Annotated in this window: 15 protein-coding genes and 1 pseudogene; 13 read left to right on the top strand and 3 right to left on the bottom strand. The window is 62.8% G+C overall.

Annotated features, from left to right (window positions below):
• The 5 genes and pseudogenes from FFY45_RS18085 to FFY45_RS22335 all read left to right on the top strand — a co-directional run.
• A pseudogene (locus tag FFY45_RS18085) lies at positions 1 to 874 on the top strand (hypothetical protein); the annotation flags it as partial.
• A complete protein-coding gene (locus FFY45_RS18080) occupies positions 864 to 1,742 on the top strand; it encodes a sensor histidine kinase (protein WP_176341479.1) in 879 nt (292 codons plus the stop codon). The pseudogene FFY45_RS18085 and the gene FFY45_RS18080, both read left to right, overlap by 11 nt.
• Positions 1,742 to 3,175, top strand: coding sequence for a response regulator (locus tag FFY45_RS18075; RefSeq protein ID WP_176341478.1), 1,434 nt, complete (start codon positions 1,742 to 1,744; stop codon positions 3,173 to 3,175). Before FFY45_RS18080 ends, FFY45_RS18075 begins: the two co-directional genes overlap by 1 nt.
• Positions 3,176 to 3,790: 615 nt before the next feature.
• A complete protein-coding gene (locus FFY45_RS18070; protein ID WP_176341477.1) occupies positions 3,791 to 5,989 on the top strand; it encodes a TonB-dependent receptor in 2,199 nt (732 codons plus the stop codon).
• A gap of 98 nt (positions 5,990 to 6,087) precedes the next feature.
• The gene (locus tag FFY45_RS22335) at positions 6,088 to 9,408 is read left to right on the top strand and encodes an amidohydrolase family protein (RefSeq protein ID WP_176341476.1); all 3,321 of its coding nucleotides are present in this window, start codon (positions 6,088 to 6,090) and stop codon (positions 9,406 to 9,408) included.
• Between the two features lie 204 nt (positions 9,409 to 9,612).
• On the opposite strand, the gene FFY45_RS18060 is transcribed toward FFY45_RS22335, so the two are convergent.
• On the bottom strand, positions 9,613 to 11,178 hold the full coding sequence (locus tag FFY45_RS18060; RefSeq protein ID WP_255172055.1) for a sensor domain-containing diguanylate cyclase: 1,566 nt from the start codon (positions 11,176 to 11,178) through the stop codon (positions 9,613 to 9,615).
• Positions 11,179 to 11,545: 367 nt separating this feature from the next.
• On the opposite strand from FFY45_RS18060, the gene paoA reads away from it, so the two are divergent.
• The 7 genes from paoA to FFY45_RS18025 all read left to right on the top strand — a co-directional run bounded on the left by paoA (position 11,546) and on the right by FFY45_RS18025 (position 19,663).
• Positions 11,546 to 12,196 carry an aldehyde dehydrogenase iron-sulfur subunit PaoA gene (paoA, locus tag FFY45_RS18055; RefSeq protein ID WP_176341474.1) on the top strand — a complete coding sequence of 217 codons (651 nt, stop codon included), beginning with the start codon at positions 11,546 to 11,548 and terminating at the stop codon, positions 12,194 to 12,196.
• Positions 12,193 to 13,143, top strand: a complete 951-nt coding sequence (locus tag FFY45_RS18050) for an FAD binding domain-containing protein (RefSeq protein WP_176341473.1) — start codon at positions 12,193 to 12,195, stop codon at positions 13,141 to 13,143. The genes paoA and FFY45_RS18050 overlap by 4 nt, the downstream gene beginning before the upstream one ends.
• Position 13,144: 1 nt before the next feature.
• Positions 13,145 to 15,352, top strand: a complete 2,208-nt coding sequence (paoC, locus tag FFY45_RS18045) for an aldehyde oxidoreductase molybdenum-binding subunit PaoC (protein WP_176341472.1) — start codon at positions 13,145 to 13,147, stop codon at positions 15,350 to 15,352.
• Positions 15,349 to 16,398, top strand: a complete 1,050-nt coding sequence (locus FFY45_RS18040; protein ID WP_176341471.1) for an XdhC family protein — start codon at positions 15,349 to 15,351, stop codon at positions 16,396 to 16,398. The genes paoC and FFY45_RS18040 overlap by 4 nt, the downstream gene beginning before the upstream one ends.
• A 434-nt stretch (positions 16,399 to 16,832) precedes the next feature.
• The gene (locus FFY45_RS18035; protein ID WP_176341470.1) at positions 16,833 to 17,441 is read left to right on the top strand and encodes a nucleotidyltransferase family protein; all 609 of its coding nucleotides are present in this window, start codon (positions 16,833 to 16,835) and stop codon (positions 17,439 to 17,441) included.
• Between the two features lie 523 nt (positions 17,442 to 17,964).
• Positions 17,965 to 18,180: a hypothetical protein gene (locus FFY45_RS18030; RefSeq protein WP_104551679.1), complete on the top strand. Its 216-nt coding sequence runs from the start codon at positions 17,965 to 17,967 to the stop codon at positions 18,178 to 18,180.
• 232 nt (positions 18,181 to 18,412) lie between these two features.
• Entirely contained in the window at positions 18,413 to 19,663 is a 1,251-nt protein-coding gene (locus FFY45_RS18025) for a DUF819 family protein (RefSeq protein ID WP_176341469.1), read from the top strand.
• 45 nt (positions 19,664 to 19,708) lie between these two features.
• Here the strand turns inward: FFY45_RS18025 and FFY45_RS18020 are convergent, their stop codons facing one another.
• Both FFY45_RS18020 and FFY45_RS18015 read right to left on the bottom strand, forming a co-directional pair.
• Positions 19,709 to 20,905: a Tle-like phospholipase domain-containing protein gene (locus tag FFY45_RS18020; RefSeq protein ID WP_176341468.1), complete on the bottom strand. Its 1,197-nt coding sequence runs from the start codon at positions 20,903 to 20,905 to the stop codon at positions 19,709 to 19,711.
• Positions 20,906 to 20,941: 36 nt separating this feature from the next.
• Complete coding sequence (locus tag FFY45_RS18015; protein ID WP_176341467.1) at positions 20,942 to 21,706, bottom strand: ankyrin repeat domain-containing protein; 765 nt, start codon at positions 21,704 to 21,706, stop codon at positions 20,942 to 20,944.
• A 234-nt stretch (positions 21,707 to 21,940) separates the two neighbouring features.
• Between FFY45_RS18015 and FFY45_RS18010 the strand changes: the two genes are divergently transcribed.
• Entirely contained in the window at positions 21,941 to 22,645 is a 705-nt protein-coding gene (locus FFY45_RS18010; RefSeq protein ID WP_176341486.1) for an HAD family hydrolase, read from the top strand.
• Positions 22,646 to 22,724 lie beyond the last annotated feature (79 nt).

Below are 22,724 nucleotides of genomic sequence, written 5' to 3'. Positions count from 1 at the left end.
ACTCCTCAACATGAGGCGGGTAGTGTCACGTATCTATGGTGCGTTGTTCAGAGGTTCCTTAGAGCGGTCTATTCATAAGCGCTCTCAAGCTTTGGATATCCTCGACGACATCCGAGAGCAGAGATATGCGGAGCGAAAGCGGATTGCTCAAAGTCTTTCTTCGACCCTCGGTCCAAGGATTAAGGTGAGTATTATGAAAGCGGCGCGAACAGATGCGTATGCTGCTGCACTGGTCGAGGCGCTGCGTGGAAGCGGCATTCGCTACAACGACCTAGCGTCGCAGATCGCAGAAAACGTCAGCCCCAGAGAACTGGTTGGAATGGCTGAGGCTGACGACGCGGCTCAGTTGTCTGAGATGTTGTCGGTAACGATTGATCGTGCATCTCGGGTGTTGTCGGCTCTGCGTCAGTCGGGTCTTTCTAGACTGGCCACTGTGCTGGTCGATGATGAAGTGAGTCTTGAATTACTCGATGGCGCTGTCTACAAAAGTATTGCCGACCTATCTACAGGACAGCGTTGCACAACCATTCTTCCCATCGTTCTCCAGCACTCTCACCGGCTCGTGGTTGTCGATCAGCCTGAAGACCATATCGACAATGCTTTTATTGCTGAAACGCTTGTAAAGGCCATCATCGGGCGACCTGCACATAGCCAATTGATAGTTTCAACGCACAACGCGAACATCCCTGTCCTCGGCAGTGCGCGTTCGGTCATTCAGATGGGATCGGATGGGCGGCGAGGCTTTATCGAGGAGTCCGGTGTGCTGTCGACACCAGCAATCGTTGAGGCGATCACCGCGGTAATGGAGGGCGGGCGAGAGGCCTTTGCGCGACGCGCGGAGTTTTATTCTGAGAACATAAGCAATGACGCATGAGGAAGCTGCAGAGCTATTGCTCGATCGCTCTTCGCGAGAGCGCCTGAGGGCGGCTACGTTTTTTACTCAGCACGCCACCGAGGCAGATATTCCCGTTCTGCGGCGAGCTAGGCAAGTGGAGAGCGATACGTATGTCCTCCGCCGGCTTGATGCAGCGCTTGCACGATTCATGGCAAGCGCATACACATCTCCTGCGCCGACTGATCAGGCGATTGCTATTGCAGAGAGTGAGGCATTTGCTAAAGCGATCGAGTGGGTCGGCAGGCTTGCGTTGCACGAGATGGAAGGTCCTCTCGGACGTGTCGCGTTGTATGCATCCTTAGAGGTTGCATCGTATGCTGATTCAAAGATAAAGATTGAGCTTGAAACGCTACAGCAGATATTTTCAGGAGTGACTGTGCTCGTTGAAGCCTCTCGATCGCCTTCCAGAACGGATTTTGATCTTGCCCAGTTGATTTCTGACATCGTAACGATTGAAGTTGCTGGCAGGTCGGAAGTTTCGATGCATGGACCTAGGCCGTTCGTTGTTGAATCTGATCAGGCGCTGCTGAGGCTTGCAGTTGGTAATGGCATTAAGAATGCGTACGAGGCGATCGCAGAGTTTGGTTCTTCGAATATTGAGCATCCGATTATCGTGAACTGGGGGCGATCAGATCGCGAGTACTGGGTGTCGGTGATCGACAGCGGCCCAGGTGTCAAAGGAAGTATCGAAGAGCGCTTGCGCGCGGGTAATTCGACGAAGGAGGGGCATCTGGGATTCGGATTGGCTGTTGCGAAGCAAGCTATGGAGTCTCTTAACGGTAGCCTTGAACTTCATTCTGCTCGAGGAAGCGGCGCATCTTATGACTTGCGATGGAGTATTTTTTAATGGATAACTTTCGCGTTAGAATTCTCCTCGTCGAGGATGACCTTGCCGCAATAGACGCTGCATCTCTGGTACTCAAAGGGAGCCAGGTTGCGGTGACCATTACCGTGGCTAATAGCCGAAATGATGCGATAGCGTTTATCGAGAAGGAATTCTTCGACTTCATCGTTCTTGATTTGACGATACCGACATCTAGCGGGGAATTGGATGCCGCACCTCAGCATGGACGCGCAGTGTTTGGCCAAGCGCGCGCAGTTGCGCCAGGAACCCCAGTTTGTCTTTTGACGGGGTCGTCGGTCGAGAACTTCACTGATGAGCTCTTGGCGAGCGCTCATCAGATGGACATCTGGGGTGGCGGTACTGTGGCATCAGTGAAGCTTCACCGTAAATTTCAGCTTGATACTTTTATTAATTCAATCTCGCCGTATTTGGAGGGATTTGCGCGACTCTCTAATGTCGAGCTAGAAGTCGCCGGCGAGCCATTTGATATTGAAGTTGATAGGCTGCTACGTATCTTCGCTAGTATGCACAATTGCGTGCGTTGCAAGGCGAGCCGATTGACGGGCGGTTTATCAGGCTCGGCCGTTCTGCGGATTGCAATCTATAATGAGGCTGGTGCGCCAGTCCATGAGGCAGTTGCCAAGGTTGCTTCAATTGCGGAGGTCAGGAAAGAGCGAGATAAGTACAATGGTTTCGTCCAGCGGTTACCTCCTGGTATCACGCCGAGGCTTCTCGCGACGTACGAGTTCGGAGGGAAGGCTACCGGCGCAGTGTTTTACGGGCTAGCTGCTGGACATATTTACGATTTCTTTAAGCTCTCAGCAGTCTTGCCTGATGTCTGCGAGGCAGCTGTAAAGGAAACGTCAAAAGGGCTCGCTGCGTGGGTTCAGGGGAGTCGCGAAACGCGAAGGAGCGTTGCTGATGTTCGACGCACTCTACTCAGTGATGATAAGGCGGAGGCGATCGTGAATGCTTTTAGTTTGGACTGGGTCGATGATTTCGAGCGTCGAATGGTGCAAGTGAACTGGGGATGTGTTCATAACGACTTCCATGGGGCAAATGTTCTACTGGATTCCGATGGTCGTCCGGCGGTAATTGACTACGCTGAGGCAAGGGAAGGGCCCGCGAGTATTGATCCAGTTACCCTTGAACTTAGTGCGATGTTTCATCCCGATAGTCCATGGATTGATAATGAGTGGCCTAAAGATAAGGATGCGGAGGATTGGGGCGATCTTGACAAATATTTGGAAGATTGTCCGTATCCAACCTTTGTTCGCGCATGTCGCCTATGGGCCGATTCCTTGGCTATAGGGAAGCGAGAGATCGCGACTTCTGCATATTCTTATTTGCTGCGTCAGTTCAAGTACGACGGCACCAATAAGAAGCGGGCGGCAGCGCTTATTATTGGCGCCCGCCGGTTGTTGGAGTCCACATGACCGTTTACATGGTCACCAACGATTAGGCATGTGCGACCGACCTCTGCATTATCAGCGGAAAAAGGGGTGGGCAGCTCAACCTGACAGAGGCATTCCTCTTTTCAGCTGGGGAGAAAGCTGCGTTTTAACATCCGCGACTCTAGCAGGAGGAAGCCCGGCGTAGATCCGTCCTGCTCTCATCCTGAGTAGCGTTCGGTTTTGGGTTACGGGACTGATGATATCGATCTTGGCAAGTTGTTGGGAGTCAGCGGACGGCGTCATACCGTTAAGTGCGTTTTGGGGTTAGGTTTACGCTTTGGCGCCATCGACATAAACAGCAGAAACGCGGCCGCAATAGCTAGCGGGTGCTAGATATCAATAAAATTCTATATCTTTCGCTAGGATCAAGCGCAGACATCTTTCACGTCCTGATCCGAGCGGCGATCTTAGTCGGCTTCTCAGCGAGCCACCAGGCATCTGGCGCGTTGTTGGTAGTGCGTGCACGCCCGTAAAAATGTTTGGATGCTGTGAAAAGTGCCATAATTGCGCGTCGTCTGTGTGCCATTGGACGGCTTCTCAGCCAGGGAACCCGCGTCCCCAGCCAGCGTCTCACTTCAAGCTGACCAGGTCCCCTGCATGCGCGCCCATGTCCCGCATTTCCTGTCGCTGCGTCCGCGCGCGCGACTTGCCGTTGCCATCGCCTGTTGCTGCGCCGCGCCGATCGCGTGGTCGCAGCAAGCTGCAACGCTCCTCGACACTGCCAAGACGCTCGATACGTTGACCGTCACTGCCGACGGTTCGCAGGTCGAACTGCCGCCCGACTATGCCGGCGGCCAGGTCGCCACCGGCGGCCGCGTCGGTCTGTTCGGCAACCTCGACGTGATGGACACGCCGTTCAACAGCATGAACTTCACCGCCGAGTTGATGCGCAACCAGCAGGCGCGCAGCGTGGCCGACGTGGTGCAGAACGACCCGGCGGTGCGGGTGGCGCGTGGGTTCGGCAACTTCCAGGAGTTGTACGTGGTGCGCGGCTTCCCCGTGTTCTCCGACGACATGAGCTACAACGGCCTGTACGGCCTGCTGCCGCGTCAATACGTGGCGGCCGAGTTCCTGGAGCGGGTGGAAGTGTTTCGCGGCGCCAACAGTTTCATCAACGGCGCCGCACCCGGCGGCAGCGGGATCGGTGGTGCGTTCAATCTGGTGCCCAAGCGCGCTGGCGAGAATGACGTCACCCGGCTGACACTGGGCACCGAGACCGGCGGCCAGGCGTATGCCGCGGCCGATGCGTCCTACCGCTTCGGCCCGGACCGTGCCTGGGGGCTGCGCGCCAACCTCGCCCGCCGCGATGGCGAGAACGCCACCGACGAGGATCGCGAGCTCGGCATGGGCTCGCTGGGCGTGGATTATCGTGGCGAGCGGCTACGCCTGTCGGCTGACATCGGCTGGCAGGACCAGCGTACCGACCGTCCGCGTCCGAGCATCACTCCGGTGGGTGGAATTCCGATCGCACCCGATGCCGATACAAACTTCGCCCAGCCTTGGACCTTCGCCCAAGAGCGCGACACCTTCGGCGTGATCCGTGCCGAATACGACCTGACCGACAGCGTCATGGCCTGGGCGGCGATCGGCATGCGCGACAGCGACGAGCACAATGTGCTGGCGAATCCAAACGCCGATGCCGCCGGCAATTTGAACACCGGCCGCTTCGACAACTACCGGGAAGACAAGGTCACCACTGGCGATGTCGGCATCCGCGCGACGTTCGACACCGGCCGCGTCGGTCATCGTTTGAGTGCATCGGCGTCGGCCTTCAAGCTGGACTCGAAGAATGCCTTTGCATTCGGCAGCTACGGCACGGCGGTCGGTACGCTGTACGACCCGGTGGCGGTGGCACCGCTGGGTGGCCTGTTCCCCGGTGGCGTGCTGTTCGAGCCGCTGACCACCAGCAAGAACGAGACCCGCAGCGTCGCCATCGCCGACACGCTGGCCTTCGATGACGGCCGCGTCCTGCTGACCCTGGGCGCACGCCACCAGACGCTGGAGCAGTACGGCTACGACTACAACACCGGCGCGCGACTCAGCAGCTACAACGACAGTGTGGTGACCCCGGTCGGCGCGGTCGTCTTCAAGTTCAGCCGTGCGGTGTCGCTGTATGCCAATTACGCTGAAGCCCTGTTGCCTGGCCAGGAAGTGCCCGCCGTGTCCGGCAGCACGCCGCTGGAAAATGCCGGCGAACTGCTGGCGCCGTTCAAGTCCAAGCAGTTCGAAGTAGGCGCCAAGTACGACGCCGGCAGCTACGGCGCAACCGCGGCGCTGTTCCGCATCAACCAGCCCAATACCGTGGTCAGCAACGCACGCCTGACCAGCGACGGCGAGCAGCGCAACCAGGGCCTGGAGCTGAGCTTCTACGGCCAGCCGATCGACGGCCTGCGCGCGCTGGGCGGTATTACCCTGCTTGATGCCGGCTACAACAAGACCCAGGACGGCGTGAACGAAGGCAACGACGTGCTCGGTGTGCCGGAAAAACAGGCCAATCTGGGCCTGGAATGGGATATCGCTGCGCTGCCGGGCCTGACGGTCGACGGGCGCGCGGTCTATACCGATCGTCAATACGCCGATGCGGTCAACGTGCTGGAAATTCCGTCCTGGACGCGTTTCGACCTGGGCGCGCGCTATGCGTTCCAGGCCGCCGGCAAGGCCTGGAGCGTGCGTGCGCGCGTGGACAACCTGTTCGACCGCAGCTTCTGGTCATCGGTCGGTGGCGCTTCGGGTGCGAATTATCTGGTCCTGGCCGCGCCGCGCACGTTCACCGTTTCGTTCTCGATCGATCTGTGAGCCGTGCTTGAAACCGGCCGGCGCAATGCAACCGCGCAGGCCTCTGGCATGATCCGGCGCCGCCTGACGAGGGTGGCGCCTTGATGAAGGAGCGTGGCGTGCGTCAGTGGTTCGGTCTTGGCCTGATGGGCTGTCTGTCGATCGCCGCGGCTGCCGCGCTGGCCCACGATCCCGCCGAGCACCTGCCGCTGCCGTGGCTGGCCGATGCTGCAGGTACAGCAGCGGCCACGCCCAGCGTGCCGCGCCCGCAGCAGGCGCCGGGACAGACGCTGCCATTGCGCGCCACGCGCCGCATCGCCTTCGAGACCGATGAAGGCACCTGGATGGGGCTGGACGTGTCGCCGCGTGATGGCCGGCTGGTGTTCGACCTGCTCGGTGATCTGTACACGCTGGACGCCGGTGGCGGCCGGGCCAAGGCGATCAGCCGCGGCCTGGGCTTCGACAGCCAGCCGACGTTTTCGCCGGACGGACACTGGATCGCCTTTGTCAGCGACCGCAGCGGTGCGGAGAACCTGTGGCGCATGCGGCCAGATGGGCGCGATGCGCAGCAGCTCACGTTCGGCGACGACGACACCGTGTTGGTGTCGCCGGCCTGGGCGCCCGATGGCAGCGCCCTGTACGTCAGCCGCTTCCGCTGGTCGGTCAACGATTACGAGCTGTGGCGCTACGGACTGGATGGCAGCGAACGCCTGGTCGCACCGGTCCGCGCGGAGGGCGCTGGTAGCGAGCAGAGCACGCTGGGCGCGGTGGTGTCGCCAGACGGCAGGCAGCTCTACGCAGCGCGCCGCAGCGATGACAAGGACAGCGCCGAGCTGGAACTGTGGTCGATCGTGCGACGCGACCTGGCCACCGGCAAGGAGGAGACAATATTGCCGGTGCCCGGTGTCCCGGGGCGACGGCCGTTTCCCGGTACCTATTTCAGACCGCAGCTCTCGCCGGACGGCAATCAGCTGGCCTACGCCACCCGCCAGCAGGGCCAGACCGGTCTGCGCCTGCGCACGCTCGCCACCGGCGAGGACCGCTGGATCGCCTTCCCGATCGCGCACGACCAGAGCCAGGCGCAGAGCTGGCAGGATCTGGTGCCGCGCTATGCCTTCACGCGCGACGGGCGTGCGCTGCTGCTGAGCCGCAACGGCCGCTTCGAGCGCATCGCGCTGGATCGTGGTGACTCACGCGCGATTGGATTCATCGCGTCGGTCGATCTGGAGCTGGGGCCATTGACCGGCGCCGACATCCGTGAGGACACCGGCCCGGTAGAGGCGCGGCTGATCCAGGATCCTGCGGTTTCGCCGGACGGCACGCGGGTGGCGTTCTCCGCGTTGGGCGCGCTCTATCTGATGGACATGGAAGATGGCGCGCTGCCGAAGCGGCTGCCCACCGGGGATGTGCCGGCCTTCCATCCCAGCTGGGCGCCGGATGGCAAGGCGCTGACCTACGTCACCTGGGAAGGCGGGGAGGGTGGCCAGGTCTGGGCACTGGCGCCCGGTGCCGCCGCGCCGCGCCAGCTCAGCCACGGGCCTGGCGCGTATTACACCCATCCGGTGTTCACCCGTGATGGTCGCGACGTGCTGGTGGTGGCCTCCGACAACGTGGCACGCATGCAGGCCTCGATGGTGTTTGGCAGCGTGCGCGAGGCGCAGCTGCAACAGTTGCCGGCGCAGGGCGGCCAGGCCAGGGTCCTCTATCGCGGGACGTTGGGCGGCACGCTGCACTTCGGTGCGGATGTTGACCGCGTCTACGCGATGGGCAGCGGCGGCCTGCTCGGCATCGATCTGCGCAGCGGCCTTGCCGATGCACCCATCGTGGTGAAGGGGCCGGGTTGGTACTTCCAGGACGGCAGCGTCCCGGTGGACGACCTGCGGATCAGTCCAGACGGCCAGTGGCTGCTGGCCCAGGTCGCCCAGCAGTTGCACCTGCTGCCGGTGCCGGCGAAGGGAACAACGGTCGATCTGCTGGCGCCGGGCATGCGCCATCGGCGCATCACCGATGTCGGCGCGGATTATTTCGGGTGGAGTGCGGACGGCCGCACGATGACCTGGTCGATCGGTTCCAGCGTCTACCGCCGTGCACGCGCCGACATCGCCCTGCATGCTGCCGATGCGCCGGGCTGGGATGCAGACGTGCCAACGCCAGGGCGGAACACGCAGGTTGTGCAGGCCAGGGTGGACGTCCCGCGCGATGTGGCCAGCGGCACGCTGCTGCTGCGTGGCGCCACTGCGCTCACGCAGCGTGGCGATGAGGTCATTGCCGATGCCGACCTGCTGGTGCGCGATGGGCGCATCGCCGCGATCGGCCCGCGCGGCAGCGTGGAAGTGCCGGCCGGCGCGCAACTGCGCGATGTCAGCGGGCGCTTCATCATTCCGGGTCTGATCGATGTGCATGACCACGTCGCCGATTTTCGCCGCGACCTGCTCGACATGCGGCCTTGGGGCCTGCGCGCGCGACTGGCCTACGGGATCACCACCGCCTTCGATCCATCGTCGCTGAGCATCGACATGCTGGCCTACCAGGATCTGGTCGATGCCGGGAGGGTAGTGGGTGCGCGCGCGCCGACCACCGGCATGGCGATGTTCTCGTTCAACCGCATCGCCTCGCTGGACGAGGCGCGCGCCTTGCTTCGCCGTTATCGCGACCACTACCGCACACGCACCGTCAAACAGTATCTGGTCGGCAATCGCCGCCAGCGCCAGTGGCTGGTGCAGGCCGCGCACGAGCTGGGCATGCGCCCCACCAGCGAGGGCTCGCTGGCGCTGAAACTCGACCTCAATCAGGTCATGGACGGCTATGCCGGGCACGAACACGCACTGCCAACACCGCTGTACCGCGACGTGATCGAGCTGATGGCACGCAGTGGCACAAGCTATGACGCAACGCTGATGATCGCCAACGGTGGCCCTGCGGCGCAAAACAACTACGTCATCCGCGATCGGCCGCTGGGCGATGCCACGTTCCGCGCAACCCGCCCGTACGAGGTCGCCATGCAGCAGGTGCAGTCGCAGCGCTGGATCGATCCGTCGCTGATGCTTTATCCGCGCATCGCTGGCGACGTGGCGCGTATCCAGCGTGCGGGCGGGCTGGTGGCGATGGGCTCGCATGGCGAGATCGCCGGACCCGGTATGCACTGGGAAATGCAGGCGCATGTGGAGGGTGGCATGACCCCGGCCGAGGTATTGCAGGCGGCCACGCTGGGTGGTGCGCGCAGCATCGGCCGCGGTGCGGAACTGGGCAGCCTGGAGGCGGGCAAGCTGGCCGATCTGGTGATCCTGCAGGCCGACCCGCGCCTGGATATCCGCAACGCGCAAAAGATCGACGCGGTGATGTTGGGCGGTCGATTGCGCGAGGTGCCGACACTGGATGAACTCTGGCCTAGAGAAAGTAGAATTCCCGCGCTCTGGCATCACGGCGACGCATTGCACTAGGTTTAGCTTGGCAGGCCAACTATTTCTGGCCGGGACGAATCCCACAATGGCGTGGCCAATCTCTGCGGTGAGAGTCGGCCGGAAGCTGCTGTAGACGTGGCCTTGTTGGTGCCTGCTTCGCGGATCACCGCGTCGAAAAGGGATGTAAAAGAACGTTGCACCAATTGCTGACCCTGTTGGCATCTGACACCTGCGATTGCTCGCTCATGCCGACGTCCGATCCCGCCCGTTCTGCTTGGCGCGATACAGCGCCGAATCGGCGTCGTGCACGAACGCATCCGGGGTGCGCGGCGCTTCGCCCGGTTCGAACGTCGCCGCGCCCACGCTCACGGTGACGTGCGCGCTGGTGGGGCTGGACAGGTGCATCAGGCCGAGTCCGGCGACCGCGCTGCGCACGGCATCGGCCAAGCGCAGCGCGCCGGCAGCGTCGGTATGCGGCAGGATCATGCCGAACTCTTCGCCGCCATAGCGCGCGGCAATGTCGTCGCTGCGCCGCGAACACTCGGCGATCGCACGCGCAATCAAACGCAGGCAGGCATCGCCGTTCACGTGGCCATAGGTGTCGTTGTAGAGCTTGAAGTGGTCGACATCGATCATCAGCACCGACAACGGTGCCTGCAGACGCACCGCGTCCTGCAGCGCGCGCGACAGCCGGTAGTCGAATGCACGCCGGTTTGCGATGCCGGTCAGCGCGTCCACCCAGGCTTCGGAGCTGAGTTTGGCTTCGTTGCGATGCATGCGGCGCAATTGCAGATCCAGCCAGAGGCCGACTGCCAGCAACAGTGCAAACCCCAGCGTGGCGATCACGATCCGCTGGCGTGCGGATTGCCGCCAGGTTGCCAATGCATCGTCCACCGACACACCGGTCAGCACGGTCAACGGATACGGGCGTGCGGGAGCGAAGCTGGAAATGCGCTTCACACCGTCGATCGGTGAGCGATAGGTCGCAGTGCCGTGTTTGTGCGCGCGGATGTTGACGTAGATCGCGGTGCCGGCGATCGAGGTGCCGATCACGCCCTGTTTGTCGGGCCGGCGTACCAGCACGATGCCATCGTCATTGATGATGCCGATCGTGCCATTGGGGCCCACTTCAAAAGTGCTGTAGTAGTTCTGGAAATACTTCAGTTGCAGCGTGACCAACACCACCCCTGCAAACTCGCCACCGGGCATGTTGAGTCGCCGGCTCAGGGTAAGCACCCAGCTGCCATCGGAACGGCTTTGGACGGGCGGGCCGACCAGCGACAAGGCATCGCGATGATCGCGGTGATATTTGAAGTAGGCGCGGTCGGCATTGTTCTGCTTTCTAAGTGCGCTGTTCAACGACGAACTCACCCAACTGCCATCTGCGGCGTAGATGAAAATGCCATGCAGCCGATCCGAGCGGCGTGCCTCGCGCACCAGAAATCCATGCATCGCTGATCGCGCGGCTGCCGAGGCCTGATCGTGTTCTACCCGTGCGACCAGACCCGACAACACCGCATCGGCGATCGCCATGGTGTCGCCGGCATGTTGCGCAAGTGAGTTGGCCAGATTCAAGGATTGCGCTTCGGCGGTGCGCAACGCGGTGGCGCGTTCCTCGTGGATCGACCAGTACTCCGAACCCAGCAGTAGCAGCCACGAGGCGATCAGCACGAAGTGCAGCGCAATGCGCTGTGCACGTTGTCGCCGTTGCTTGCTGACTGATGTCACGGTGGCTACCTGTCTGGACACCAAGACCCTGCAATGGGTGTGCCAGCGTACGCGTTGCCCTGGACTGCAGCTGTACGACATTCAAGAGCACTGCACCAATCTGTGATTGTCACCGCATGTGCTCGGCAGCCGTCATTTGATTGACCACGGTTGCACTGTCCGGCTTGCTTGCGAGCGACCACGCGTGTGATTGGATGACGAGAAACACGCCTGGTGCGCGTATGCGAACACGTCGTGAAATCCCTGGCCGCAATGATGAGCGGGGTTCATAGGCGCATGCACCACATGCCGCCAATGCGCGCATAGACCGGCACTAAACTCGGTCCATTCCTGTGTTTCACCTCCGTGTTCCAGCCCGCGCCGATGGCACTTACTCACGCGCTTGTGACCGGCCACGCTTCACATTATTTAAGAACTGAATAAGCCAGCATTGTTGGAGATGCCAGCCATGAGAGACATCAAGATGACCCGTCGCGAGGTACTAATCGCTGGCACGGCGTCGGCAGCCAGCGTTGCCGCAACCCAGTCGATGGCGGCGACTGCCGCCAATGCGATGTCGCAGCGTCAAGCGGTCGAACCGGCCAATGCGTCGAGCCAGGTTGCGTTCGAGGTCAACGGCAGGCCGGTGACATTGACGTTGGATAATCGCACTACATTGCTGGATGCCTTGCGCGAGCACTTGCACCTGACCGGGACCAAGAAGGGCTGCGATCATGGCCAATGCGGTGCGTGTACGGTCATCGTCGATGGGCAGCGCATGAACTCCTGCCTGTCGCTGGCCGTCATGCATCAGGGCGGCAAGATCACCACCATCGAAGGACTGGGAACGCCCGACAAGCTGCATCCGATGCAGGCCGCGTTCGTCAAACACGATGGCTATCAATGCGGCTACTGCACGCCTGGCCAGATCTGTTCGGCAGTGGCGGTGCTGGACGAAGTCAAGCGCGGCATTCCCAGCCACGTCACTGAAGATCTCACCGGCAAAACCAGGCTCACCACTCCCGAACTGCAGGAACGCATGAGCGGCAATATCTGCCGCTGCGGTGCGTATTCCAACATTGTCGACGCGATCAACGATGTCGCCGGGGACCGCGCATGAAGGCCTTCAGTTACGAGCGCGCCACCTCGCCGGCCGATGCGGCGGCCAAGGCTGCGCGTCAGCCGGGCGCCAAGTTCATCGCAGGCGGTACGAACCTGCTTGATCTGATGAAGCTGCAGATCGAAACCCCCTCGCACCTGATCGATGTCAACGGCCTGAGCCTGGACACGATCGAGGCTACGCCGGAGGGTGGCCTGCGGATCGGTGCGCTGGTGCGCAATACCGATCTGGCTGCGGATGCGCGCGTTCGTCGCGATTACGCACTGTTGTCGCGCGCATTGTTGGCAGGCGCCTCGGGGCAGTTGCGCAATCGTGCGACCACCGCCGGCAATCTGCTGCAGCGTACCCGCTGCCCGTATTTTTACGACACCAATCAGCCCTGCAACAAGCGCCTGCCTGGCAGCGGCTGCGCGGCGATCGGCGGTTTCAACCGGCAGCTTGCAGTGATCGGTGTCAGCGAAGACTGCATCGCCACCCATCCAAGCGACATGGCGATTGCGATGCGCGTGCTGGATGCGGTGGTGGAGACAGTACGCCCCGATGGGCAGACGCGTGCCGTGCCGTTGTCCGAGTTCTATCGCGCGCCCGGCAAGACACCGCATCTGGAAACCGTGCTGGAACGCGGCGAGCTGATCACCGCGGTGAGCTTGCCCAAGCCGATTGGCGGGACGCATGTCTATCGCAAGGTGCGCGACCGCGCGTCGTATGCGTTTGCATTGGTGTCGGTTGCAGCAGTCGTGCAGCGCGACGGCAGCGCACGTGTGGGTGTGGGTGGCGTTGCGCACAAACCGTGGCGCAGCGAAGCCGCCGAAGCGCAGTCGCGCCAAGGTGCGCGTGCCATCGCCTCTGTGCTGCTCGATGGCGCACAGCCGACCGAACACAATGCATTCAAGCTGCCGCTGGTGGAGCGCACCTTGACCGCGATCCTGGCCGACACGAGGGCCTGATATGAAATTCGACACTCCCGCTGGTACCAATCCCATCGATCAACTCAAGGTCGTCGGCAAGCCTGTCGATCGCATCGATGGTCCGCTCAAGACCACCGGCCAGGCGCCGTATGCGTACGAACACCACGACCTGCCTGCTCGCGCGGCCTACGGCCATGTCATCGGTGCCGGCATCTCCAAAGGCACCATCCGCAGCATCGATCTGAGCGCTGCACGCAATGCACCCGGGGTGCTGGGCATCGTCACTGCGCAGAACGCCGGCAAGCTGGACAAAGGCAAATACAACACGGCCAAGTTGCTGGGCGGGCCGGAGATTCAGCACTACCACCAGGCCATTGCCGTGGTGGTTGCCGAGACTTTCGAACAGGCGCGTGCCGCAGGCCAGCTGATCAAGGTCGACTACGGTCGCCATGTTGGCGCCTACGATCTGGAAAAAGCACGCGATGGTGCCAAGGTCACCAAGGAAGGCGGCGCGCCGAATAGTGCAGTCGGTAATTTCGCCGGCGCCTTCGCAGCCGCACCGGTGCAGCTGGATGCCGAATACACCACGCCCGACCATTCGCACGCGATGATGGAGCCGCATGCATCGATCGCACAGTGGGAAGGCGACAAGCTCAGCGTCTGGACCTCCAATCAGATGATCAATTGGAGCGCGGGCGATCTGGCGAAAACGCTGAATATTCCGCGCGAAAACGTGCGCCTGATGTCGCCGTATATCGGTGGTGGCTTCGGTGGAAAATTGTTCCTGCGCGCCGATGCGGTGCTGGCCTCGTTGGCTGCACGCCAGGTGGGGCGCCCGGCCAAGGTGATGTTGCCGCGGCCGCTGATCTTCAACAACACCACGCATCGCCCGGCCACCCTGCAGCACATCCGTATCGGTGCGCAGCGCGATGGCAAGATCACCGCGATTGCGCATGAAACCTGGTCTGGCGATCTGCCTGAGGGCGGTGCGGAGAACGCCGCTGCGCAGACGCAGTTGCTGTATGCCGGTGCCAATCGGTTGATCGCCACGCGTTTGGCGGTACTGGATCTGCCGGAAGGTAATGCGATGCGTGCGCCCGGCGAAGCACCAGGCTTGATGGCGCTGGAGGTAGCGATGGACGAAATGGCCGAAAAGCTCGACATGGATCCGGTCACGTTCCGCATCGTCAACGACACCCAGGTGGATCCGGAAAATCCGCAGCGTCCGTTCTCGCAGCGGCAGTTGGTCAAGTGTCTGGAAGACGGCGCCAAGCGGTTCGAGTGGTCCAAGCGCAAGGCCAGGCCGGCCAGCACCCGTGATGGTCGCTGGTTGGTTGGCATGGGGGTGGCAGCCGCATTCCGTAATTCACCGGCGATGACCTCCGGGGCGCGCATGCGCCTGGAGCAGGGCGGGCGCGTGGTGGTGGAAACCGACATGACCGATATCGGCACCGGCTCCTACACCATCATTGCGCAGACCGCTGCGGAAATGATGGGCGTGCCGCTGGATTGGGTGGATGTGCGCCTGGGCGATTCCAGCTTCCCGGCATCGGCCGGTTCCGGCGGTCAGTGGGGCGCCAATAGCTCGACGGCCGGCGTGTATGCAGCGTCGGTGAAGCTGCGCGAAGCGGTTGCCAAGCAACTCGGGTTGGACCCGGCAAAAGCCGAATTCGCCGACAGCCATGTCCGTGCAGGCGGCAAGCGCGTCGCGCTGGGCGATGCCGCAGCCAGCGGTGCGTTGGTGGTGGAAGACAAGATCGAATTCGGCGATTTGTCCAAGACCCATCAGCTCTCGACCTTCGGCGCGCACTTTGTCGAAGTCGGCGTGGATATCGCCACTGCAGAGGTACGCATCCGGCGCATGCTCGCGGTGTGCGCCGCCGGACGCATTCTCAACCCCAAATCGGCGCGCAGCCAGGTGATTGGCGGCATGACCATGGGCGCAGGTGCCGCCTTGATGGAAGAGCTGGCGGTCGACAAGCGACTGGGCTTTTTCGTCAATCACGACCTGGCCGGTTACGAAGTGCCGGTGCATGCGGACATCCCGCATCAGGAAGTGATTTTTCTCGAAGAAAGCGACCCGATGTCCTCGCCGATGAAGGCCAAGGGCGTGGGCGAGTTGGGCATTTGCGGCGTCGCTGCGGCCATCGCCAATGCGGTCTACAACGCCACCGGCGTGCGCGTGCGCGATTATCCGGTCACGCTCGACAAACTGCTGCCGCACATGCCCGAGTTGCTGCGCGCGTGAGTGCGTTGGTGGCCCCGGTCGCGCATGCGCCGCCGGCCGAGCCGGCGTGGCCGGCATGGCCGAGCTATGCGTTGCACGACGATTTGTTGCCGACGCTCACCGCCTGGCATCGGGCAGGGCAGCGGGTGGCGATCGCCACGCTGATCGATGTGCAAGGCTCGTCGCCGCGCCCATTGGGCAGCGAGATGGCGATCAGCGCAGACGGCCGGGTGGCCGGTTATGTCTCCGGCGGGTGCGTGGAAGCGGCGGTGGCGCACGAAGCCATCGCGGCACTGTGCGACGGCCAGCCGCGTTGGCTCGATTACGGCGAGGGCAGCGAGGTGCTCGACATCCAGCTCAGCTGTGGCGGACGCATCGGCGTGCTGGTCTGGCCGGTGCAGGATCTGGGCGAGCATCTGGCGCGCTGGCGCAATGCGCGCCAGCATCGCCGCGCGTTCCACGTCGCGCTGGATCGAGAGTCCGGCGCAGTGCGCTACCCGGCGAATACGCAAGATGTACGCGCCAGCGAATTTCTGCGCACGCATCGGCCGCCATTGCGATTGATATTGGTCGGCGCCGATCCTGCGCTGCTGGTGTTGGTGACCCTGGCCAGCCAGATGGGCATCGAGCTGCGCGTGCTGCGACCGCATGGTCCCAGCGAACCACCGCTTGGCCTGGCCCCGGAACACTACGATCGCCGCGCGTTGAGCGAGGCGTTGCAGGATCTGGTGCTGGATGCAGACAGCGCGTTGTACAGCCTGGCCCACGACAGCGATATCGATCTGCAGGTCGCGCATCGTGGGCTCGCATCCAACGTCGCCTGTATCGGCATTCTGGGTAGCCGGCACAAACGCGAAGCGCGTCTGCAGGCACTGCGCGCGCTCGGCCACGACGATGCAGCGTTGGCCCGGTTACGGCTGCCGGCCGGCTGGCGCATGGGGCGCTCGTCGCCGCACACTATCGCGCTCGGCATCGTCGCCGAGGCCACGCAGGCGGTCGCCGATCTGCAGGCTGCTGTGGTGGGAAGTGGTGGGTTGGCTAGTGGGATTGCTGCGCGAAGCGCGTAAGGCGATAGGCCGCTGCGCCAGATCAGTGCACGGATGCTTAACATTGACGGTTGCTTGAAAAAGCAGAACACCGAGTGTCAGCCGGGCAAGAGGCTGCTTTAATTTGAATTATTTCTAATATGTATTATTGGGTATTAGTTGGTTTGGCGGCGTCGCTTCTGGCGCGCGGATTCCTTGCCAACAAGTGCCGCAGACACGCGCCACGTAGTCACCCCGCACGCACAGTCGGATCTCTACGCTGAGCGCATCTCCACTCTGCGCGACGTCGCCATGACCGTATTTTCTGATCACGATGACGACGCATCTCGCGACGCTGACCAAGGTCCGTCGCGTGCAAGCACGGCACCCATTTGCAATGGGCAGATAAGCCGTTCACGACGCGATTCACAGCCGATACCGCGAGGTTCTTCGCCACGCACGACGGCATCGAGCGCATGAGCAGCGATCATGCTGCACTGATACTCGCCGCAGGCGCCGGCCGTCGTCTGGGCCGGGCAAAACAATTGCTGATGCGCGATGGTGAACCGCTGTTGCGTCGCTTCGTGCGTCTCGCGCTGCAGACCTCACCGCGCCGTTGCGTGGTGGTGCTGGGCGCAGAGGCCGATGCACTGACCGATGTCCTGCAAGGTCTGGAGGTGGAAGTGCTGCGGCACGGCGACTGGTCTGCAGGCATGGGCTCCAGCCTGGCCGCGCTACGGCACTACGTGCAGGACGACACAACGCTGCGGCGCAGCCTGATCCTGGGCTGCGACCAACCCGCGCTGGACGCACCGCATCTGCGTGCGCTACTCGAAGAGGCCGGTCATGCAGCCTCGGGGTGCGCCACCAGCGGCTACGCCGGGGTACGTGGCATCCCCGCAGTGGTGACGCATGCCGCGTGGGCAGATGTGCCGTTGCAGGCCGATAGCGGCCTGCGCGGCCTGTTCGCCAGCCTGGACGTGCAGACGCTGGGCTGCGTGAGCGCACCGGCACTTGCCCTGGACGTGGACACGCCCGCCGACCTGGCAGCCGCACAACAGCGTGGCTGGGTGGACGCGGACTGAGACGCCATGACGGGTCTCGGTCCGCGCAATGCGGCAGCCTGAGCGTCAGAGGCCTGACGTACTCACGACCACAAGACGATCGCTTCTCGGATCACCAGGACATAACCCACCACCAGCGCGGACTTGACCGGAAACTGGAACTTCCTGAGCAGATGCATGCAACTCCTCCCCCGAGGCACTTCCCAAGCGCGATTGACCTCCCCGCTGCCACCGTCCGCGCTACCTGACGGCTGCTCGCGACGTCTGTTCGCCGCTCGGGATCGACTGTAGCGCTGCGCATGAGCGGTGTCATGTAAGAATTTTCCTACCGCACTGCCAGTGTCCACCCGACGGTATTCCCATAATCAAAAGAACATTCTGGCTATGCCGGACGCGGGGCCCTTGGCCACTCTCCCGCGGCCCCTTGAGTAAGGGCACGTCGGCATGCTGATGGGAGAACGCGTTCCCACGCGCAGCGCGCTGCGATAGCCCGCACGCGTTACCCACCATCGTTCGATCGCTGCACGCACCGGCCGGAGGCCTGATGGACGAGTCCCGCTACGTTGTACGCATCCATCCCGAGCAGGGCGGCTGGTGGGTCACCCGGCCGCAGTGGTCGCCGCTGCGTTATCTGCGCGAGCAGGGCGCGTTGGAAAACGCCGAGGTGATGGCCAGGCTGCATTGCCTGACCACTGGCCAGCCCAGCGGCGTGGTGTTGAAGACCGCCGAGGGCGACCGCGTGGTGCGGCGTTATGGCTGAGAGCGTCTGACAAACATCTAGAACTACCTCTGTTCGCTTTACATCTGCGACATCGGCGATTGGCTTTCCCGCACAGCCCGCGAATCATCTCTGCGGCAGGCTCGTAGTGACGATGCTGATGTCAACATCGATACCAGGGTGTGCGTAGAGGCCCGGGTCGGCTAGATTCATGCCATCGGCCGCTGTTGGTCGATCCGCGCATTGGCGGCCACTTTCTGGATGTCCGCCCGTAGTGAATGTCGCCGGTTCTGCGCTGATCCAAAACGATATCGTCGTCTTCGGCTTGATCGCCGCCACCTTGGGGGCTGTGTTTTGGACCTCCTCGCGCGAGCGCGGCCCGTGGCGGAGTTTCTATGCCGTGGTGCCGGCCTTGTTGCTGTGCTATCTGCTGCCGGGCATCTACAACACCGTCGGCCTGATCGACGGTGCCAACACCCGTCTGTACAACCCGATCGCCCGCGACGTGCTGCTGCCGGCAGCGCTGATCTTACTGACGCTGAGTATCGACCTGCGCGCAATCCTGGGGCTGGGGCCCAAGCTGGTCGCCATGTACCTGGGCGCGTCGCTGAGCATCATGCTTGGTGCGGTGGTCGCGTTCTGGGTGATGCGCTGGCTGCATCCGGCCACCGTGGCGGGCGATACCTGGGCCGGCATGGCCGCGCTGGCCGGCAGTTGGATCGGCGGCGGCGCCAACATGCTGGCGATGCGCGAAGTCTTCGATGTGGATGCCACCACCTTCGGCCAGTTTGCGGTGGTCGATGTCGGTGTCGGTTATGTGTGGATGGCGGTGCTGATCTTCCTGGCCGGGCGGGCGCGCGAGATCGATGCGCGTAGCGGTGCCGATACCCGCGCGCTGGATGCCTTGCAGGAGCGCATGGCGCGTTTCCAGGCCGAACACGCGCGCATTCCCACCCTGGCCGATTTGATGGTGATCGTGGCGGTGGCGTTCGGCGGCGTTGGCCTGGCGCATGCGCTGGCCAATCCGCTCGCGGCATGGTGCAAGGCCAACCTGAGCTGGGCCAGCCAGTTCAGTCTGGACACCCCGTTCGTCTGGGTGGTGGTGCTGGCGACCAGCCTGGGCTTGCTGCTGAGCTTCACCCGCGCCCGTACGCTGGAAGGTGCCGGCGCCTCCAAAATCGGCACGCTGCTGCTGTACTTCCTGATCGCCTGCATCGGCATGCAGATGGATCTGCTGGCGCTGCTGGACCGGCCATGGCTGTTCCTGCTCGGGCTGATCTGGATCGCCGTGCACATTGCGCTGCTGTGGGGTCTGGGCCGGTTGCTGCGGGTGCCGTTCTTCTATTTCGCGATCGGCTCGCAATCCAACATCGGCGGCCCGGCCTCGGCGCCGGTGGTCGCTGCGGCCTTCCACCCGGCACTGGCGCCGGTTGGTGTGCTGCTCGGCACGATGGGCTACGCCACTGGCACCTATCTGGCCTATCTGGTTGGCATCACCTTGCGCGCGATGGCGGGCGCGGGCTGATCCGGGCACTGGCGCGCGCCAATGCCCGGAGACGGGCAACGACGGCTACTGGATCAGGCGGCGATGCTCTTCCTGCTGCGGGGAGGGCGGCTGCGATTGAAATTGCGCCTGCTGTTGGTTGTGTTGCTGCAGCTGGCCGACATTGCCTTGCGCCGGTTCGTTGGCCGCCGCCGCGGTCTGCACCTGGCTGCGTAGATGGGTCGGGTCGTCCATGCGGCCTTGCACAGCGAACAGGCTGTCGCCTTCGCGGCTTGGGACCAGGTGATCGATCCGTTGCAAGCCGTCGCTGCTTGCACGTGCGGCCACGCTGGCGGCCGTGTTGAGAAACGCGGTGTCGTCGCGCAGCCCCAGGCGCTCGCGCTGGCTGTCCAGCTGCACCACTGCATCGTTGAACAGCTGGCTGCCGGTGTGCAGGGTCGTGCCCTGCGCCTGCCTCGGCGAATGCATGTCCTGCGCCTTGATCACCGAGTCCATGCCGTGCAGGTCCATGCGGTGCATCAACATCATGCCTGGCACCAGGCGTCGCCCGAACGACAACGGGTCCGGCTCCGGAAGCTCGATCTGATGGCCGGCCGCATTGGGCATCGCCCACTTCAACGGGATGCTGTCTTCCTGCAGATGGGTGAGAATCTCGTTCTTGACGTGATAGCCGCGGATCAATTCGCTACTGGCGTACTCCTTGGCCGCCGATGCATCCAGACCTTGCCGTTCCAGCGTGCGGTCGTTGACGCCTGCGGCGTTGTAGGTCACGGCGGGGATGTCGTTGACCATCGCCGATGCCGCCGCCAGACCGCCGCCAAGCGAGTGACCGGTGATCACCACCTGGTCGCCAAATGCCTGCCTGGCCTGGCTGCCCAGTTGAATTGCGGAGGCGTACTGCGCATCGTCGAAGCCCAGGCCCTGGCCGATGTTGTGCTTCCAGTCCTTGCCTTCGTCGGTGCCGCAAAAGCCAAGCACCACGTTGCCTTGATCGTTGCGGTAGAACGCGGCATCGAAACCGCTTTTAGCATCGTGTAGCAAACTGGGGTCGATACCTGCCCGTTGCAGCGTGCTGTCGTCCATGCGCGTCCAGCCATTGGGCAGGGGCGTAAAAGTTTCAGCGCTGCCTTCGCGTCGCTGCGAGGCAGTCGCGTAGAGGTCTTGCAGCACTGCCGGAAACTGTTGGTCTTCCGGACGTGGCTGTTGTCCACGGATCGACTCTGCAAACGGAGTGGAGGAATCACTGGGATTTGACGGGCTCATGCGCGGCTCCTTGCGTTCGTCGTGCGAAAAGCCCGCTTAGCGGCTGCTTTCCACGGGAATGTTGTGCGCGCTCAACCATGCGCGTACGTCCGATCTGACCTGCTGGCCGGCGGCATTGAGCAGGCGATCCGGGGTGGTGAAGAAATACGCCTGGAAGGTTTTCTGCTGCGCGTTGCGCAGCGTTGGGTCCACACCGGCGTTGAGCAATTGCAGCACTGTAGGACTTGCCGCGCCGCTCTGTGCGGCCAGATGCAGCACGCTGTTGCCGGTGTGGTCGACACGCTGCACATCGGCACCCGCCTCGATCAACAGGCCGATCTGCGCATCGCGCTTGCTCTGCACGGCGCGGAACAACGGCGTCCAGCCGGCACGCGCGCTAACTACATCGATCGGCGCCTTGTGCTGCAGCAGCACCTTCAGATACTCCGGATCCTGCGCCATCGCGGCCATATGCACGACGGTTTCCTGGTCCATGCCCGGCAATGACGGATCTGCGCCAGCGTCGAGCAATGCGGCCAGTGCGCGTGGTTGTTCGTTCCAGATCGCCCACTCCAGCAAGGTGACGTTCTGATCGCCGTGTGCGGCGAGATCGACAGTGGGGGCGAGTGCACTAATTCGGGCGACGTCGCCGTGCGCAATGGCCTTGGCGATATCGGTCAGACTGGGGTCGCGGAACGCGACGGTGTGGTCCTGCAGCGTAGCTGACATGGTGGTTTGCTCCTTGGCACCGGGCGAGGCGGTGCATGAGACCGCGAGAAACGAGGTCGCAAGAACGAGCAGGGCAGGGAATCGCGGTTGCATCGAAATCTCCTTCTCCTGATCGCATTCCTGATGACGCTGCATGAAGTCCTTCCGCAGCGGGGCCGATCCTACCAGCTGCCCGAACGACGCGCGGTAAGATTGTGTGACATGCGCCGGCGCTGCGGATTTCACTTCTTCAGCCCGCTTGCCGCCGTTCGTTGGTCTGTGCAACACGACGGGCATTGCGCACGCGTGCAACCTGCCACAGCCAACGGTCACAACCCGGCCGGCATAATGGCGCTTTGCGAGCAGATGGGTGCAATGGTCTACGACTTACTGATCAGCGATTGCGATGGTGTGCTTGTCGACAGCGAGATACTGGCCGACCAAGTGATGCGTGAGGCACTGGCTACATTCGTGCCGGCCGAGGCATTGGAGCATTTGCTGGGGACCACGTTCGGGCAGACCACGCATGAGGTGTTGCTGCGGGTGCAGGAGCATTTCTCGGTGCAGTTGCCAGAGACGTTGCTGGCACAGATTCAGGCGCGCAGCGAAGCCTTGATCAAGGCGCAGGTGCAGCCGATTGCAGGCGCGCGCGCCGCGCTGGAACAGATTCCGTTGCCGCTGGCGGTAGCCTCCAACAGCCGCCGCCACAATGTGATCGCCTCGGTCGAACGCGTCGGTCTCACCGCACGCGCGGCGGGCAATATCTTCAGTGCCGATATGGTGGAGCGGCCCAAGCCGGCGCCGGATGTCTATCTGCTGGCCGCCCGCACACTGGGCGTGGCGCCGCAGCGCTGTCTGGTGATCGAAGACAGCCCTACCGGCGCAACCGCCGCATTGGCGGCGGGCATGCAGGTACTGGGCTTTACCGGTGCCAGCCATATTCCGCAAGGGCACGGCGACACCCTGCGACGGATCGGCGTGCTGGAGGTGTTCGACGATATGCGCGATCTGCCTGCGTTGTTCGAGCGGCTCGCGCAAAAGCGCGCTAGCTGAGGATGTTGAGTCGTCGCTTGGTTTGGCTGCAGTCAAATGCGTTAGATCAAGAGCCTGGTTAGTCGAGCGCGCGGTGCCC

This window comes from Xanthomonas hortorum (assembly GCF_011305375.1).
Lineage (GTDB): Bacteria > Pseudomonadota > Gammaproteobacteria > Xanthomonadales > Xanthomonadaceae > Xanthomonas > Xanthomonas hortorum_E.
Note: the sequence above shows the minus strand (reverse complement) of the source record. Positions and strands in the feature narration are given on the sequence as shown.

Bases quoted from the DNA above. Each gene is read 5' to 3' on its own strand.
- FFY45_RS18030 (WP_104551679.1), top strand. From the start codon at position 17,965: ATGGACGAGTCCCGCTACGTTGTACGCATCCATCCCGAGCAGGGCGGC.
- FFY45_RS18070 (WP_176341477.1), top strand. From the start codon at position 3,791: ATGCGCGCCCATGTCCCGCATTTCCTGTCGCTGCGTCCGCGCGCGCGA.
- FFY45_RS18060 (WP_255172055.1), bottom strand. From the start codon at position 11,178: ATGTCGTACAGCTGCAGTCCAGGGCAACGCGTACGCTGGCACACCCAT.
- FFY45_RS18020 (WP_176341468.1), bottom strand. From the start codon at position 20,905: ATGAGCCCGTCAAATCCCAGTGATTCCTCCACTCCGTTTGCAGAGTCG.
- FFY45_RS18015 (WP_176341467.1), bottom strand. From the start codon at position 21,706: ATGCAACCGCGATTCCCTGCCCTGCTCGTTCTTGCGACCTCGTTTCTC.
- FFY45_RS18010 (WP_176341486.1), top strand. From the start codon at position 21,941: ATGGCGCTTTGCGAGCAGATGGGTGCAATGGTCTACGACTTACTGATC.
- paoC (WP_176341472.1), top strand. From the start codon at position 13,145: ATGAAATTCGACACTCCCGCTGGTACCAATCCCATCGATCAACTCAAG.
- paoA (WP_176341474.1), top strand. From the start codon at position 11,546: ATGAGAGACATCAAGATGACCCGTCGCGAGGTACTAATCGCTGGCACG.
- FFY45_RS18075 (WP_176341478.1), top strand. From the start codon at position 1,742: ATGGATAACTTTCGCGTTAGAATTCTCCTCGTCGAGGATGACCTTGCC.
- FFY45_RS18080 (WP_176341479.1), top strand. From the start codon at position 864: ATGACGCATGAGGAAGCTGCAGAGCTATTGCTCGATCGCTCTTCGCGA.
- FFY45_RS18050 (WP_176341473.1), top strand. From the start codon at position 12,193: ATGAAGGCCTTCAGTTACGAGCGCGCCACCTCGCCGGCCGATGCGGCG.
- FFY45_RS18035 (WP_176341470.1), top strand. From the start codon at position 16,833: ATGAGCAGCGATCATGCTGCACTGATACTCGCCGCAGGCGCCGGCCGT.